This window comes from Adlercreutzia wanghongyangiae (assembly GCF_035989245.1).
Classification (GTDB): Bacteria; Actinomycetota; Coriobacteriia; order Coriobacteriales; family Eggerthellaceae; genus Adlercreutzia; species Adlercreutzia wanghongyangiae.
The window spans coordinates 22,533-36,433 of the sequence record NZ_JAYMFF010000018.1 but is presented as its reverse complement, the minus strand read 5'-3'; the positions used below and the strand labels follow the sequence as shown (position 1 = coordinate 36,433).

13 protein-coding genes are annotated in these 13,901 nt (G+C 64.6%); 3 read left to right on the top strand and 10 right to left on the bottom strand.

All coding sequences use genetic code 11. The features are described from left to right. Window positions 1–54: 54 nt before the first annotated feature. Window positions 55–2,571: a DNA topoisomerase I gene (locus VIN30_RS09080; RefSeq protein WP_338211011.1), complete on the bottom strand. Its 2,517-nt coding sequence runs from the start codon at window positions 2,569–2,571 to the stop codon at window positions 55–57. Window positions 2,572–3,020: 449 nt separating this feature from the next. Here VIN30_RS09080 and VIN30_RS09075 point away from each other — a divergent pair, with 449 nt between their 5' ends. After that, on the top strand, window positions 3,021–3,521 hold the full coding sequence (locus tag VIN30_RS09075) for a hypothetical protein (RefSeq protein WP_338211009.1): 501 nt from the start codon (window positions 3,021–3,023) through the stop codon (window positions 3,519–3,521). A 55-nt stretch (window positions 3,522–3,576) separates the two neighbouring features. On the opposite strand, the gene VIN30_RS09070 is transcribed toward VIN30_RS09075, so the two are convergent. Then, window positions 3,577–4,560: a hypothetical protein gene (locus VIN30_RS09070; protein ID WP_338211007.1), complete on the bottom strand. Its 984-nt coding sequence runs from the start codon at window positions 4,558–4,560 to the stop codon at window positions 3,577–3,579. 84 nt (window positions 4,561–4,644) lie between these two features. Then, entirely contained in the window at window positions 4,645–5,292 is a 648-nt protein-coding gene (locus VIN30_RS09065; protein ID WP_338211005.1) for a DUF4230 domain-containing protein, read from the bottom strand. 90 nt (window positions 5,293–5,382) lie between these two features. On the opposite strand from VIN30_RS09065, the gene VIN30_RS09060 reads away from it, so the two are divergent. Continuing rightward, window positions 5,383–5,598, top strand: a complete 216-nt coding sequence (locus VIN30_RS09060; protein WP_302962641.1) for a helix-turn-helix domain-containing protein — start codon at window positions 5,383–5,385, stop codon at window positions 5,596–5,598. On the opposite strand, the gene VIN30_RS09055 is transcribed toward VIN30_RS09060, so the two are convergent. The 7 genes from VIN30_RS09055 to thyX all read right to left on the bottom strand — a co-directional run bounded on the left by VIN30_RS09055 (window position 5,595) and on the right by thyX (window position 12,686). Next, window positions 5,595–6,704, bottom strand: coding sequence for a MerR family transcriptional regulator (locus VIN30_RS09055; protein WP_338211002.1), 1,110 nt, complete (start codon window positions 6,702–6,704; stop codon window positions 5,595–5,597). The two genes, VIN30_RS09060 and VIN30_RS09055, sit on opposite strands and share 4 nt — an antisense overlap. Window positions 6,705–6,879: 175 nt before the next feature. After that, window positions 6,880–7,536: an amino acid ABC transporter permease gene (locus tag VIN30_RS09050; RefSeq protein WP_338211000.1), complete on the bottom strand. Its 657-nt coding sequence runs from the start codon at window positions 7,534–7,536 to the stop codon at window positions 6,880–6,882. Next, window positions 7,533–8,561 (bottom strand): amino acid ABC transporter permease, encoded by a 1,029-nt coding sequence (locus tag VIN30_RS09045; protein ID WP_338210998.1) that lies wholly within the window; start codon window positions 8,559–8,561, stop codon window positions 7,533–7,535. Before VIN30_RS09045 ends, VIN30_RS09050 begins: the two co-directional genes overlap by 4 nt. After that, window positions 8,558–9,586 (bottom strand): transporter substrate-binding domain-containing protein, encoded by a 1,029-nt coding sequence (locus VIN30_RS09040; protein WP_338210996.1) that lies wholly within the window; start codon window positions 9,584–9,586, stop codon window positions 8,558–8,560. The genes VIN30_RS09045 and VIN30_RS09040 overlap by 4 nt, the downstream gene beginning before the upstream one ends. A 10-nt stretch (window positions 9,587–9,596) precedes the next feature. Beyond that, window positions 9,597–10,328 carry an amino acid ABC transporter ATP-binding protein gene (locus VIN30_RS09035; protein WP_338210994.1) on the bottom strand — a complete coding sequence of 244 codons (732 nt, stop codon included), beginning with the start codon at window positions 10,326–10,328 and terminating at the stop codon, window positions 9,597–9,599. Between the two features lie 177 nt (window positions 10,329–10,505). Continuing rightward, entirely contained in the window at window positions 10,506–11,975 is a 1,470-nt protein-coding gene (locus tag VIN30_RS09030; protein ID WP_338210992.1) for a DUF1385 domain-containing protein, read from the bottom strand. Window positions 11,976–11,993: 18 nt separating this feature from the next. Continuing rightward, complete coding sequence (thyX, locus tag VIN30_RS09025; protein ID WP_338210991.1) at window positions 11,994–12,686, bottom strand: FAD-dependent thymidylate synthase; 693 nt, start codon at window positions 12,684–12,686, stop codon at window positions 11,994–11,996. Between the two features lie 252 nt (window positions 12,687–12,938). Here thyX and VIN30_RS09020 point away from each other — a divergent pair, with 252 nt between their 5' ends. After that, a complete protein-coding gene (locus tag VIN30_RS09020) occupies window positions 12,939–13,844 on the top strand; it encodes a class I SAM-dependent methyltransferase (RefSeq protein ID WP_338210989.1) in 906 nt (301 codons plus the stop codon). The last annotated feature ends 57 nt before the right edge of the window (window positions 13,845–13,901 follow it).

Here is a 13,901-nt window from a genome sequence, read left to right as displayed (position 1 = left end):
GGAACAGCGCTCAGCGGGCTGCGAGCAGGCACCTCCGAGCGCTTCGCAGCCGAGCTACTTCTTCTTGGCCGCCGTCTTCTTGCCGCCTTTGCCGCCCTTCTTCTCCGCCTTGGCCTTCTCCTCTTCCTCCTTGCCGGGACAGTCGAAGTTCGGGCAGAGCTTCCAGGGGCCGCGGGCCGTCTTGATGACCACCATGGGCGCGCCGCAGTGCTCGCACACCTCCTCGGTGGGAACCACGTCACCGTACTGGGGCAACGGGTAGCGCGTCTGGCACTCGTCGAAGTTCTCGCAGGTGACCGACCGCTTCAGCGTGCGCGGGTTGCGGCGGGCGATCAGCTGCTTGTCCAGGCCCTTGGCCGCGCAGGCGGGGCACTTCCCCACCACCACCTCGGGCTCCTGGTTGGAAGCGCAGTTCGGATCGATGCACTGCACGCGCGGTTTGCTGCGGAAGGCGGTCACCTTCACCTGGGGCATGCCGCAGGTGGGACACTTCTCGGGCACCGCCTCTATCTTGCCCTTGGGCAGCGGATAGGTGACGTCGCAGTCGGGCCAGCCGGCGCAGCCGATGAACATCGACTTGGTCTTGTGGCTCGCGCGCAACTGCAGGTCCTTGCCGCACTTGGGGCAGGGCCCCACGTAGGCGTCGGCGGCCACAGCGTCGGACAGGGCCTCGGCCACCTCCTCGGAGTGCGGCATGAGGCTCTCCAGCTGCTCGGACAGAAGCTGGCGTGACTTGTCCACCACCTCGGCTTTGGTCACCTCGCCCTCGGCGATGCGGTCCATGGAATGCTCCAACTCGGCGGTCATCTCCGCGTGGGTGATATGCGGCGCGAACTTGTCGAGCGCCTCGATGACGGCGATGCCCAGCTGCGAGGGCTCGATCGGGTCGTTCTGCACGTACTTCACCTGGTAGAGGCGCTCGATGATGGAGGCGCGGGTGGACTTGGTGCCCAGGCCCAGCTTCTCCATCTCCTGCACCAACTTGCCCTGGGAGTAGCGCGCGGGCGGCTCGGTCTGCTTCTTGGTGCAGGTAGCGCCGTTGAAGGCGATGGTCGCGCCCTCGGCGAGCGAGGGAAGCTGCTCGTCCTTCTTCAGGCCGTAGGGGTAGATGGCGCGGAAGCCCGGGGTGGCCAGCACGTCGCCCTTGGCCACGAACGGCTCGCCGGCCACATCCAGCGTCACCTTCGTGCCCTCCACCGTGGCCGGGCCCGAGAGCGTAGCCAGAAAGCGGCGGGCGATGAGGTTGTACAGCTTGTAGTCGGCCGGCGACAGGTCGTCCGGCGTCGCCTTGGCCGTAGGATAGATGGGCGGGTGGTCGGTGGTCTCCGTCTTGCCGCGGGTGGCCTTCAAGGGCCCTGCGGCCAGAAGCTCCTTGCAGTAGGGGCCGTAGGCAGGATTGCCTGCGATGGCGTTCACCACTTCGGCCAGGTCCAGCGAGTCGGGATACACTGTGTTGTCCACGCGGGGGTAGGAGATGTAGCCGTCCATGTACAGGCTCTCGGCGATGCGCATGCAGCGCGCCGGCGAGATGCCCTCGGCGGACGCGGCGGCCATAAGCGAGGTGGTGTTGAAGGGCACGGGCGCGGCCACGGTGCGCTTCCTCTTCTCCACCGACACCACGCGGGCGCTCGTGGCGCCCTGAATGTGGGCCATGGCCGCGTCGGCCTCGGCCTGCACCTTGAAGCGGGTGGTGGCGTGGGGCGCCTCGAAGGCCTCGGGGCCGTCACCTGCGGTGGGCCCGCTCGTCGCGGCGGCATCGAAGGCGCCGCGGATGACCCAGTAGTCCTCGGGCACGAACGCCATGCGCTCGCGCTCGCGCTGAACGATGATGGCCAGGGTGGGCGTCTGCACGCGGCCCGACGAGCGTACGTTGCCGTAGCCGGCGAACTTCACCAGCGTGAGGTAGCGCGTGAGCACGGCGCCCCAGATGAGGTCGATGTCGCGGCGCGAGCCGCCGGCCGCGGCCAAATCGTCGTCCATGGGCACCAGGTTCGCGAAGGCATGGGTGATCTCGGGCTTGGTGAAGGCCGAGTAACGGGCGCGCGACACTGGCGCCGTCCCGTTCACCTCGCGGCAGCACGACAGCGCGTCCGATCCGATCAGCTCGCCCTCGCGGTCGAAGTCGGTGGCGATGACGATGGAGTCGGCCTTCTTCGCCAGGTTCTTCAGCGAGCGGATGATGTCCTTCTCCTTGGGCAGCTTCTCGATGGGCGCGTAGATGAGATAGGGCAGCGCCTCCATCTTCCAGCCTTTAAGCTCCACACCGTCGGCGGTGAAGGGCTTTTTTTTCTTGAAGGGCGGCGTGGGCAGGCTCGTGGGCAATGCGGCCGGCACGGCCTCGCCCTCGGCGGTCACGCCAGACCAGCCGCCGCGCTTCTTATATACCAGGGAAGGCGTGAAGTCGGGCTCCAGAATGTGGCCGCGCAGGCCGATGGTCACCCACTCCTCCCCGTCCACATCGAACCGGTACACGGGCGTATTGAACACTTTGTCGGCCTTGGGCTTGGTGGCTCCCAACAGGTCGGCGATCTTCACCGCCGCGTCGTTCTTCTCGGTGACGATCAGCTTCACGGGCTCTCTCCTCCTCTGGACCGCTCTCGAACGGCGGCCGCGACATTCGCACGATTTCCCCAACTTGAGTTTTTTACGTGCGCGGGGTTTGCAGGACCGAAGGCGCGCAACCGGCGGCCGCGCGTTTTCGCGTGGGGCCTAGGATACACGATTTCCCCCTCAGGACAACGAAAATTCGCAAGCAAGCATTGCGGAAGCCCCGTCCTTCAGGTTTCGTTCAGGAGCGTGGGCATTCCCTGGACATCTCATCGGCAACCTTTGAAGATGCTGCGGGGGAATTATGGAGGCCGCCATTGCGGGTTACCATGGGCCGGCGGCACCGTCGAATCGCATTACAGATTCGCCGAAACCGAGCATTGCACGCACCACCGACGGCGCCCTTCTGCGAGAGATATCCGGAGCTTCGCCCCGCCACCGGCGTAAGACCGCTCCGAACGAGGAGGCCCACCATGGACAAGATCATCAAGGCCCTGCTCGGCCTCATCTTCGCGTTCATCGTCGTTATCGGCGTATTCGGCATTTTGCCCCAAATGGGCATCGGCTCGCCCTTCGCCGGCCTGGGCGAATTCCAAAACCCCCTGGCGGGACTGTTCGAGAACGGCAAGAACGCCGCTGCCAACGCCGCCCTGGACGCCAGCGGTCTGAAGGCCAAGGCCAACGAGGCGCTGCGGAACAACCGCGACCGCATCGCCGAGATCACCGGCATGTCGGGCTCCCAGGTGGATGCCGCCATCAACGCCCTGGATATCGAGAACTGGGAAGTGACCACCCTACCCGCCGGCATCAGCAAAACCGGCAGCGCCGACATCAGCTACGGCGGCACCGATGCCACCATCACCACCTACGACGACCCCAGCGTGGTCACCGTGAACGCCATGGGTCAGGATGTCACCCTGGCCGTCCCCGACTCCGCCCAAGACTACCTGCCGTTTTTGGGATATTTGGGCTAACGACCCGCTTCCTGCCCCATTTTTCTTCTGCGATCGTCCGAAGCTCTCTTTTCTTTCAGAACAGAACGGTGAACACCATCGTTTGCCGACTTTCGCGGTAGCATTCCTCTTGCAGAGAGGTGCCGATCGACACCTTCAGCCCCCTCAATGCTGAATCTATCTCACTGGCACGAGTCTGCGCCAGCGTGGCAGACGATCGGCAGTCAATGTTCACCACGTAATCCCGTATCGCGTTTGTCGGACTATCCGAGCAACGCATTTCAATGAGGGCATTGACCTCCTTGTCGTTTTTATACCAATTGAGCGGCGGTCGACTAACCTCATCGCTTCCAGAAAATCGTCGCTCGAAGAGCATACGCCTATCTTCGGAAATCTGTTCGCTACGATCGGCGGAAACACCGCCTGACCCCGAACCCTCGCCCACTTTCTTCGCTGATGCCTTGATTTGGCCGCCCCGTTTCAAGTCGGATACTTGCGTTTCGCGCATTTCAAGCGTGCAGCATTTCGCCCCCAGGCAATAAGCGACATGTTGAAGCTCGGACATCTTCTCCTTCTGAATTACCTGGTACAGACTTTCGAGATCGAGGAAACGGTCAAGCCCGGATGGATCGCGTATGTAGACTGCACCCATCTGGACAAGCGGGTGAAACGATAGTCCACTTTCATCGGCAAAGGCGTGGTACAGATGAAGTATCTCCACCCCATTTGATGCTTTCGTCAACCATCCTATGGCGCCTTCGCATACGTCGATGTCCTTGCGCTTGTCCTCATCTTCGATGATCACCATATTCGGTAGGTCGTAATCCGGGCTCCAGAACTCGTCCGGAAATACAGGAGCGTACTTGCGCCTCCGAGCCTCTAGCTGCGCATCGGCTGCCAAACGGGCCCCCTCCTTGGCTCGCTCTGCAACCGTCCCGCCAGCAGCGGCTACCTTGCCGGCAACGGCGCCACCGGTCTCTGCAGCCATCTCCACCACCGACCCGCCCAGCTCTTTAGCCTTATCCACCACATTCCCGAATTTGCTACGAATATCGCCCATGGCCTTTGATTCCTCCCTCTGCCCTGCATCCAGAGTAGCAGCTTCTCCCCGCTGTCTGCATTAGCTGACAGCTAACATAGTCTGCTATTCCGTCATCTGATCCTGCGTCGTCGAACTGACCTCAATCGTGTAGCCTTCCGGAAGAGCGGCGCCGAGCAGGGCTTCAATAGACGAGGCGGCGTTCTCCTGGGCCTCGTTCAAGACTTCGCCGCTGATGGCGGCCGCTTCAGCTTTTTGGCGCGATTCGTCGATGTACTGCGTGACATCCTCCACGCCGATGGGATTGAGGAAGTTGTTCTGTTCGTGCAGCACCTTGAAGCTGGTCGTGTCAATGGCGTCTGACAGGATGGTCGCCTGCGGCAGCGACACCTTCACGGTCGTCCCCTCCAAAGCGACTTGGGCCTCGTCCAGGTTAACGCCCGCCTTCACCTCGCCCATATACGTGAGGATGAAGAAATTCTCCGAGAAGGGAATGTCGATGGTGTCGAACAGTTTGCTGTTGCTCTCGACCTTCTCGACGACGGTATAGGTCTGCGATGCGGTGGCCAGCTCGTTGATCTGCGAGATCTCGCTCATGAGAATGGCGACGTCGACATTGGGCTCCTGCTGCTTGTCCGGCGGATTGTACGTGAGCAGCATAAAGACCGAGAAAGCGCCGACCACCAAGCCGATCGCCGCTCCGATCCCAATGAGCTTTGCCTTCTTCGAAAGATTTGCGCGCGAACTTGCCATGCGGTCTCCTTATTTCCTCATAGGTCCTGTATAAGCGAATGGCTTCATATTTGAAGTCGATTCGTTAATGGTAGCACATATGCTTTCCCCATGAATATCGAGCAGAAAAGACAGGCCCTGGGGAAGCGCATTCGCGAGGTGCGCGATGAGCAGGGCCTGTCTCAAAGCCAGCTTGCGCTCATGATCGGTAGCAGCAAATCCCATATCTGGCGCATCGAGACCGGCCGGGTCGGTGTGGGCATCGACGACTTGGGCCGCATCGCCGACGCGCTCGGCTCCCCCGTGCGCGATCTACTGACCTTCTAGCCGCGCTCAGAAAAGAGCTCAACCTCTCGGGCAGCCTGAGCCGCTCTTTCGAAAAACGCCCCATCGACAGAGCTCTCGCTATCGGGATCGATGAGCGCTATTGTCTCCTCGTCACTGAGGGCATTCCCCAGATACCCTGCCACCGTTTCGAAAAATTCCACCATGGTAGCCCACTCGTCGCCATCGAGCTCCGCGGCCTCCGGTACGGGGTAACCGCACGAGCGGCAAACGAAATCGACGAGGGCCACCACCTGATTTTCAGAAAGGGAAAACTTCGCATCAGCCTCGGCCCCCACTTCGACTATCGACGAGAGCTTCAAGATCATCGACTTCAGCCACACGAGGAACACCGCCGACTGCAGAAAGCCGGGCGTCGCCTCCCCTCCCACCTCACCGGCAAACTCGGCCTCTTCGCTGCCGTCCTCGAAGAGCGTCCAGATACCCAGCAGGTCAAGATCGTCGATTTCGAAGAAGTACGTGCAGAACCACACCCTCAATCGTCGCACCGTAGATTCTATATGGGCGAAGATATCCTCTTCGTCGCCTCCCAGAAAATCGACGATGATCGCTCCCAGTTCGTCCCACAGCTGCTCCAACCCCGCATCATCCATAGATTCCCATCGGATGGTTTTATCGGCATAGGCGGGCGAACTCCGCACGAGCTCGGCGAACGCATCCACATCCGAGGTGCCGAAGGCCAGCGTTTCGAAGAGATCATCCCCCACGATAGCGGCGTAGCGGGCGAACAGGATCAGATTCTGCAGGTAACGCTCTTGGGCACGCAACTCCTCGATACGCTCGGCCAAAGCCTCCACCAGGCTCCGCTCGCCATCGAGAATCGGGGGCATGTCCTTAAGCTCGAATCCGTAAGAGCTCAGCACGACAATCTGTTTGAGCCGGTCGACGTCCTCGGGGCTATAGAGCTTGCGGTTGTTGGCCACGCCCTCTCCCGAGCGCGCCGGACACAGCAGCCCCTTGTCGTCATAGTGCTGGAGGGCCCTCGTTGTCACACCCGTCAGCTTCGCCACCTGCCCCGCTGTCATGGGCCACTCACAGTTCTCGCGAATCAAATCGTTGCTCGTCTGCGTTCTCGGTTTGCCCGGCATAGCTCCAGTCCTTCGCTCGCACCTTCCATCTTCGGTGCAAAGCATAAACCTCAACCCGACGTTGAGGTCAAGTCCCTGGGGCAATCTGCGCGCAGATTCGCGCCGCGAGGCTGGGTCCGGCGCCGGTTCCGGAGCGCCGAGCGGCCCCACCGCCAGGCCGCCCAGCGCCGATCGGTCACCGTGCGCCCTTAAGCCGCTTTTGGTAGGCTCGCACGAACTGCGAGAGCGTGAAGCACACCGCGAAGTAGATGAGTGCCATGAGGGCGAAGATGGCGAAGATCTGCACCGTGGAGTTGTAGCTGTTCATGAGGATCATGCCGCGACCCATCAGTTCCTGCAGGGCTATGGCGCCCCACAGATACGACGTGTCCTTGATGGTGGTCACGAACTGCGACAGCAGGGCCGGCACCATGTTGCGCAGGGCCTGGGGCAAAATGATGAGCACGTACATCTGCGGCGCCGAGAAGCCCTGGGAGCGGGCCGCCTCGTACTGGCCCGCGGGCACGCTGGCCAAACCGCCGCGCACGATCTCGGCCACCGAGGCCGCCGTGAACAAGGTGAAGGCCACCACGGCCGCCGGCAGGGGCGGCAGCTGGGCCACGAAGAACGTGAACATGATCCACAGTAGAAGCGGCGTGTTCTTGAACAGCTCCACGTAGGCGATGGAAATGCCGCGCACCACCCGCAACCGCGAGCCGCGCATGATGGAGATGACCGCGCCGAGCACCACCGAGCAGGCAATGGACAATGCCGAGATGATGAGCGTGAGACCCAGGCCCTCCAGCAGGAAGCGCAGGTTCGTCCACGTGAGAAGCGCCAGGATGTCGCTCATTTCCGGCCTCCCTTCCGCCGCGTGCGCATCGCCTTGCCGTACCGGCGATCCCGCGACCGGACCCGCTTGGCGTGTCCGCGCCGGCCGCGGGCGGTCTTCGCCCGGCGCGCCTGGGCCGACGCCTCCAGGTGCGGGTCGGGCCACGGACCGCGATCGATGCCGTACAGCTCGGCGTAGGTAAGATAGCGACCCTTGTCGCTCACCGGCGGCGCGAGCGAGCTTGTGCCCTCCACCATGGTGGTCACGCCGGCCGCCATGGCCTGGGCCGCCGCGCGCCCGGTGATGTCGTGGGTGCCGGGAGTCGATTCCACCGCATCGGCCGCCAGCTCCTCGGTGGCGTCGCCGGTCACCACGTGGCGGTGGCTGCGCATGCGGTGCTCCAGGTACACCGCGGCCCGCGAGAGCGGGAAGCAGATGGCGAAGTACAGCACGGCCGCCGCCACATAGGCCGGCCCGTAGTAGCTCGTGTCGCCGGCGAACGAGTTCGAGAAGTACATGAGCTCGCCGCCCGCGATGAGCGCCAGCACGCTCGTGTTCTTCACCAGGTTCGCCGCCTGCACGGCCAGAGGCGGCAGGATGATGCGCATGGCCTGGGGCAGGATGACGAGCGTCATGGTCTGCACGTAGGTGAAGCCCTGGCTTTTGGCGGCCTCGAACTGCCCGCGGTGGATGGAGCCGATGCCGCTGCGCACCACCTCGGACATGTAGGCGCCGTGGTACACGCCGATGGCGAGCACGCCGATCCAGAACGACGCCAGCGACAGGCCCAGCAGCGGAAACACCGCGTACAGCACGAACACCTGCAGAAGCAGCGGCACGTTCTGCACCACCTCCACGTACACCCGCGCGATGGCCCGCAGGGGCGCGTGGCGCGAGACCGACAGCATGCTGAAGAGGAACCCGAGCAGAAGTGCGAGCACGAGCGCGCCGGCCGAGATGCCGACGGTGGTTCCGAAGGCGGCCAGGATGTCGGGCCAGCGCGCGAAGAGCGCCTCCCACTTGTAGGGCGCGAAGATCTCGGTCATCGGACACCTCCCCCGCCCGGAGCGGCAGCCGTGGGGTCGCCGGCAGCAGTCGCGTCGGCGCCCGACGAAGCCATGCCGGCACCGTCGCCAGCAGCGGTCGCGTCGCCCGCCGCGTCCACCGCATCGGCGTCGTCTGCCGGGTCGCCTGCGCCCAGGCCCGAGCCGCCGTCGCCCCGCTCGGCCTCCACGTCGGCCTCGGTTGTCAGCGACAGGCCCCAGCGCTCCTTCAGGGCCGCCAGCGTGCCGTCGGCCTCCATGGCGGCGATGGCCTCGTCGATGGGCGCGGTGAGCGCACTGCCCTTGGCCGTGGCAACGCCGTACTCCTGGGGCGCGAACTGCGTGTCCAGAAGCTGCGTCGTGTCGTCCTGGTAGCCCAGCAGGATGGAGCGGTCCACCGAGAAGGCGTCCACGCGCCCCACCACGAGCGCGATCTTGATCTCGGGATAGGTGGCGTACTCGGCGAATTTCAGCGTGATGCCGATCGCGTCGGCCGCCTCGCGCAGCTTGTCCTTCGTGGTGGCTGACAGGGCCACACCTACGGTCTTGCCGTCGAGATCGGCCAGATCGGCAAAGCCCGCGTCCTTCTTCACCAGCACGCCGATGTAGTCGATGTAGTAGGGCCGCGAGAAGTCGTAGCTGCGCCGCCGATCCTCGGTGATGGTGAAGGTGGCTAGCGCTGCGTCCAGCGCCCCGTTGTCCAGCATGGCGCCGCGCGTGGTGGCGTTCACGCCGACAAGCTCCAGAGCGTTCTCGTCGCCCTTGATGCGAGCCGCCAGCTCGCGGGCCACGTCCACCTCAAGGCCCTCCACGTTGCCCGTCTCGGGGTTCTGGAACCCGAAGCCGGGCACGTCCACCTTGGTGCCCACCCGCAGCACATCGCCCGCCGGTGCGCAGCCCGAAAGCGGCAGCGCGGCGCCCAGGGCGACCGCGCCGGCCGCAACGCCCAGCGCCCGCACGAAGGCGCGGCGCGTCAGTAACTGCGCCGACTGGGCATCGGGGAAGACGGAAGAAGAGGCACGTTCCATAACCGCCCCCTCACAGTATCTTCGACAGGAAGGCCTGCACGCGCTCGTTGGAATCGGGCCCGAACAGGTACTCCGGCGTGCCGGAATCCACCACCAGGCCGTTTTCCATGAAAACCACCTTGTCGGCGGCATCGCGCGCCAGGCCCATCTCGTGGGTGACCATCACGATGGTCATGTTCGTCTCGGCCAGCGATTTTATGACGTCCAGCACCTCGTTCACCATCTCGGGGTCCAACGCGCTCGTCGGCTCGTCCAGAAGCATGATCTTCGGATGCATGTTCAGCGCCCGGGCGATGGCCACGCGCTGCTGCTGGCCGCCGGAAAGCTGGTCGGGGAACTTGTCCAGCTTGCTCGTGAGCCCCACGCGCTCCAGATACTCGCGCGCATGCTCCTCGGCCTCGGCCTTCGGCACCTTCAGCACCTTCTCGGGCGCGAAGGTGACGTTTTCCAGCACCGTCTTGTGCGGGTACAGGTTGTAGCCCTGGAACACCATGGCCACGCGGCTCGCCAAAGCGCGGCTGTCCACCTTGCGGGCCATGAGGTCCATGCCGTCCACGGAAAGCTCGCCGGAATCGGGGCGCTCCAGCGCGTTCATGCAGCGGATGAGCACGCTCTTTCCCGAGCCGGACGGCCCGATGACGACGACTTTCTCGCCCTCGGCTACGTCGATCGACACGCCCTTTAAGGCCTCGACGGCCCCGAAGTTCTTCTTGATGTCCTTTGCGGAGATAAGAGGCTCCATCGTTTCCCACGCTCCTATCTGGCACAATGTCCCGAATAGTCTCGTAGGAATTTTAACGTTCAGTCAATGAGTCGTGGTTTCGCCGACGAAACGGCTTTCCCACGGCTCATTGACGGCACGCGGGCCGAGCAGATACCCGGCGGAGCGCCGAGGGCCGTCCCCCGCTTTCATGCCTGCTCAGGCGGCCGGCGATGCGGCGGGTGCCGCGGCGGCCTTCGCCTTCTCGGCCTCCTCGCGGTTAAGCACCGCCTGCATGGCCACGATGGCGCATTCCATCTGGGCATCGTCGGGCTCGTTGGTGGTGAGGTACTGCATCTGCATGCCCGGCCACAGGATCACCTTTACAAGCGGGTTGTCCGGGTGGCTCCCGGCCCACTTCACCGTGATCTCGTAGGAGATGCCCGCGATCACCGGCATGAGCACGATGCGCGCCACAATGACGAGCACGAGCTTCGGCAGGCCGTCGGGCACCCCGAAGCCGGAGATGATGGCGTTCAAGGGGAAGATGGTGTACACCAAAATGGCGATGACCATGACCATGATGAGAAAGGCCGTGCCGCAGCGCACGTGCAGCCGCGGGAACTGGCGGGCGTTCTCCGGCGTCATGGGCAGGCCGTGTTCAAAGCAGTGGATGGCCTTGTGCTCGGCGCCGTGGTACATGAACATGCGCTTGATGTCCTCCATGCGTCCGATGAGCCAGATGTAGAACACGAACACGGCCACGCGCAGAAGCCCGTCCACGATGTTCCAGGCCAGGGTGTGGTCGTCGTATTCGCCCACGATGAGGTTGGTCACAGCCGCCGGCGCCACGATGAACAGCACCACGCCCAGCACGAGCCCCACTACCATGGAGATCACCATCTCGCGATGGCCGAACTCATCCTCGGCGGAAGAGTTGTCGCCGGACGCGTCCCGCTTCCCTGCATCGTCACCCTTCGCGGCCGAGGGGCGACCAAGGTCGCCCCCTACGGGATCGTTCCCGGGATTGTCCTCAGGGGTGGTGCTTGCGCCGCCCTGGGCCCCAACCCGCGGACGGGCCGGTGCGTCGGCCTCACTCACCACCTCCAGGGTGCGCTGGGCACCCAGGCCGTCCACCATCTCGTCGGGGTGTCCGAAGTCGCGCTTCCAGCTAAAGCCCGCACGCTCCTCCCCTTCCCGCACCTCCGCAGGGGCGGCCTTTACCCCTCCCTGCACCTCCGTAGGGGCGGGCTTCAGCCCGCCCTCTGAAACCCGAGCCTCTTCCCGCTCCGCACGCTTCGCCTCTTCCGCCGCCACGGCCGCAGCCCCCTCCAGCTCGGCCTCGGCTTCCACGAAGTCGGCCTCGGCGGCGGCCTTCTGCTCGCCCTCCTCGTCGCCGAAGGCGTGCAGGGCGGCGATCTCCAGCGCTTTGAAGCCCAGCATGAGCGATTCCACCAGCGCCCGGCAGCCGCGCACGAGCGGCCAGTACATCCAGCCGTTCTTGTCCTTGCCGCTCTTCAGGTCATGCTCCTCCACGTAGATGGCGCCGCTCGGCTCGCGCACGGCCACGGCCCAGTTGTACTTGCCGCGCATCATCACGCCCTCGATGAGGGCCTGCCCGCCCACATGGGTCTTCACAGCCCCGTCTTCGGAAAAGGCGCGGGACAGATCGCTCTTCTGCTTGGCCATGGGTATCGCCCGCCGCCCCTACAGATCCAGCGTCGCGCGGTCCACGCGCGCAAACGGCGTACCGCAGGTCATCTTGCCCTCGGGGCAGGTGCCGTGCACGCAGGGCGCGCCGGCGTCGGCGAAAATGTAGGGCGCCGTGGGGCGCGCCAGCTCCAGCATCTTCCACGCCATCTCGCGAATCTCCCACTGGGCGCGGTTGCAGCAGCGCAGCTCGAAGAAGTGCAAAAGCTCACGCACGTTCATGGTGATGACGATCTTCGTCTCGGCGGCGTTGGGCAGAAGGTAGCGGGCATCCTCGGCGGGAACGCCGGCCTCCACGAGCGCGCGGTAGGCGTCGCACACCTTCTCGATGGCCTCGTCGAACAGAGCGCTCGTCTCGGCGTCGGCGGCCACGCTCTCCGGCTTCACCACGGGAATCTCGCCCTTGAACTTCACGTAGCGCTGGGACTGCTGGTTGAAGCTGGCGATGCGGTGTCGCACCAGCTGATGGGTGAGTGCGCGCGAAACGCCGTCCACCGCGAAGGTGTAGCTCGCGTGCTCCAGCGTGGAGAAATGCCCCGAGCCCATGATGGTGGACAGCACGCTCTTCACCCGCTCGGGCGGCATGGTCTCCATCAGCTCGCTCGCTCCCACCGGCGCGTAGCACAGCCGCGCGGCCGTGGCGATGGCGCGCTCGGGGTCGGGCGTATGGTACAGAAGCTCTACCTGCATGGGGCTCTCCTCTGGTCTCGTTTGCTGAGGGCCTTCGCCTGTCGGGGGCGGCCGGTATCCTGATTCGCTCAGACAGTCCTCGCTTTGTCGAACAGGACGTTTAGTCCTGTTCGAGTCGCTGCGGAACTCGCTCGGTCAGGACACCGGCCGCCCCCTCTGCGCTCCTCCTTGCTCGGGAGCCGCTATCGGCGATCTTTTCGTTCCTGGAGAAGTATAATAGCTCGGCAACCAACGACACAGCTTGGAGGCCCCATGCACGACGAATTTACACCCCTGCTCGGCTCAACGGACTGGAACGAGGAATGGAAGGAGCTCCAGAAGCTGCGCCGCCGCGCCGACGACGCTGCCTTCTGGGACAAGCGCTCGGCCACCTTCACCACCAAGGACGCCCCGAGCCCCTACGTGCAGCAGTTCCTGGAATATGCCGCCATCCGCCCCGGCGAGACCGTCTTCGACATGGGCTGCGGCACGGGCGCTCTGGCCCTCCCCCTCGGCGCGGCGGGGCACAAGGTGGTGGCCGCCGACTTCTCTCAGGGCATGCTCGACCAGATGCAGGCGCGGCTAGATGAGGCGGGCATTCGCACCGTGTTCCCCAAGCTCATGAGCTGGGAGGACGACTGGACCTCCTTCGGCGTGCGGGCGGGCATGACCGATGTGGCCCTCGCTTCGCGCTCCATCGCCACGGTCGATCTGCGTGATGCGCTCCTGCGGCTCACCGAGGTAGCGCGTCGGCGGGTGTGCATCACGCTGGCCACCGGATCCTCCCCCCGCGTGGACGAGCACATCCTGGCCGCCGTCGGGCTGCCCTCGGTGCTTGGGCGCGACTACCTGTACGCCTTCAACATCCTGGCCGGCGAGGGCCTCAAAGCCGAGGTGCGCTACATCTCGAGTACCCGCGAGGACACCTTCGCCACACCCGAGGGCGCCTACGAGAAGCTGGCCGCCATGATCGACGACTCCTCGGCCGTGCAAGCCACAGACGCCGAACGCGAGCGCGCCCGCGCGAACCTGCGGGAATGGCTTACCGCCAACCTGGTGCCCAACGAGCACGCGGGCGAGCCCGACTGCAAGGGCGTCGCCCAGGGCGCGTGGCGTCTCGCCGAGCCCCGCACCGTCACCTGGGCCTTCCTCGCCTGGAACACCGACGGCACCGTATAGAAACATCTCAACGCCCCAAAGGCGAAGCAAGCGAGCGCCTTCGCACCAGTGCGGCGG

Bases quoted from the DNA above. Each gene is read 5' to 3' on its own strand.
- VIN30_RS09075 (WP_338211009.1), top strand. From the start codon at position 3,021: ATGGACAAGATCATCAAGGCCCTGCTCGGCCTCATCTTCGCGTTCATC.
- VIN30_RS09020 (WP_338210989.1), top strand. From the start codon at position 12,939: ATGCACGACGAATTTACACCCCTGCTCGGCTCAACGGACTGGAACGAG.
- VIN30_RS09050 (WP_338211000.1), bottom strand. From the start codon at position 7,536: ATGAGCGACATCCTGGCGCTTCTCACGTGGACGAACCTGCGCTTCCTG.
- thyX (WP_338210991.1), bottom strand. From the start codon at position 12,686: ATGCAGGTAGAGCTTCTGTACCATACGCCCGACCCCGAGCGCGCCATC.
- VIN30_RS09035 (WP_338210994.1), bottom strand. From the start codon at position 10,328: ATGGAGCCTCTTATCTCCGCAAAGGACATCAAGAAGAACTTCGGGGCC.
- VIN30_RS09065 (WP_338211005.1), bottom strand. From the start codon at position 5,292: ATGGCAAGTTCGCGCGCAAATCTTTCGAAGAAGGCAAAGCTCATTGGG.
- VIN30_RS09045 (WP_338210998.1), bottom strand. From the start codon at position 8,561: ATGACCGAGATCTTCGCGCCCTACAAGTGGGAGGCGCTCTTCGCGCGC.
- VIN30_RS09070 (WP_338211007.1), bottom strand. From the start codon at position 4,560: ATGGGCGATATTCGTAGCAAATTCGGGAATGTGGTGGATAAGGCTAAA.
- VIN30_RS09055 (WP_338211002.1), bottom strand. From the start codon at position 6,704: ATGCCGGGCAAACCGAGAACGCAGACGAGCAACGATTTGATTCGCGAG.
- VIN30_RS09060 (WP_302962641.1), top strand. From the start codon at position 5,383: ATGAATATCGAGCAGAAAAGACAGGCCCTGGGGAAGCGCATTCGCGAG.
- VIN30_RS09040 (WP_338210996.1), bottom strand. From the start codon at position 9,586: ATGGAACGTGCCTCTTCTTCCGTCTTCCCCGATGCCCAGTCGGCGCAG.
- VIN30_RS09030 (WP_338210992.1), bottom strand. From the start codon at position 11,975: ATGGCCAAGCAGAAGAGCGATCTGTCCCGCGCCTTTTCCGAAGACGGG.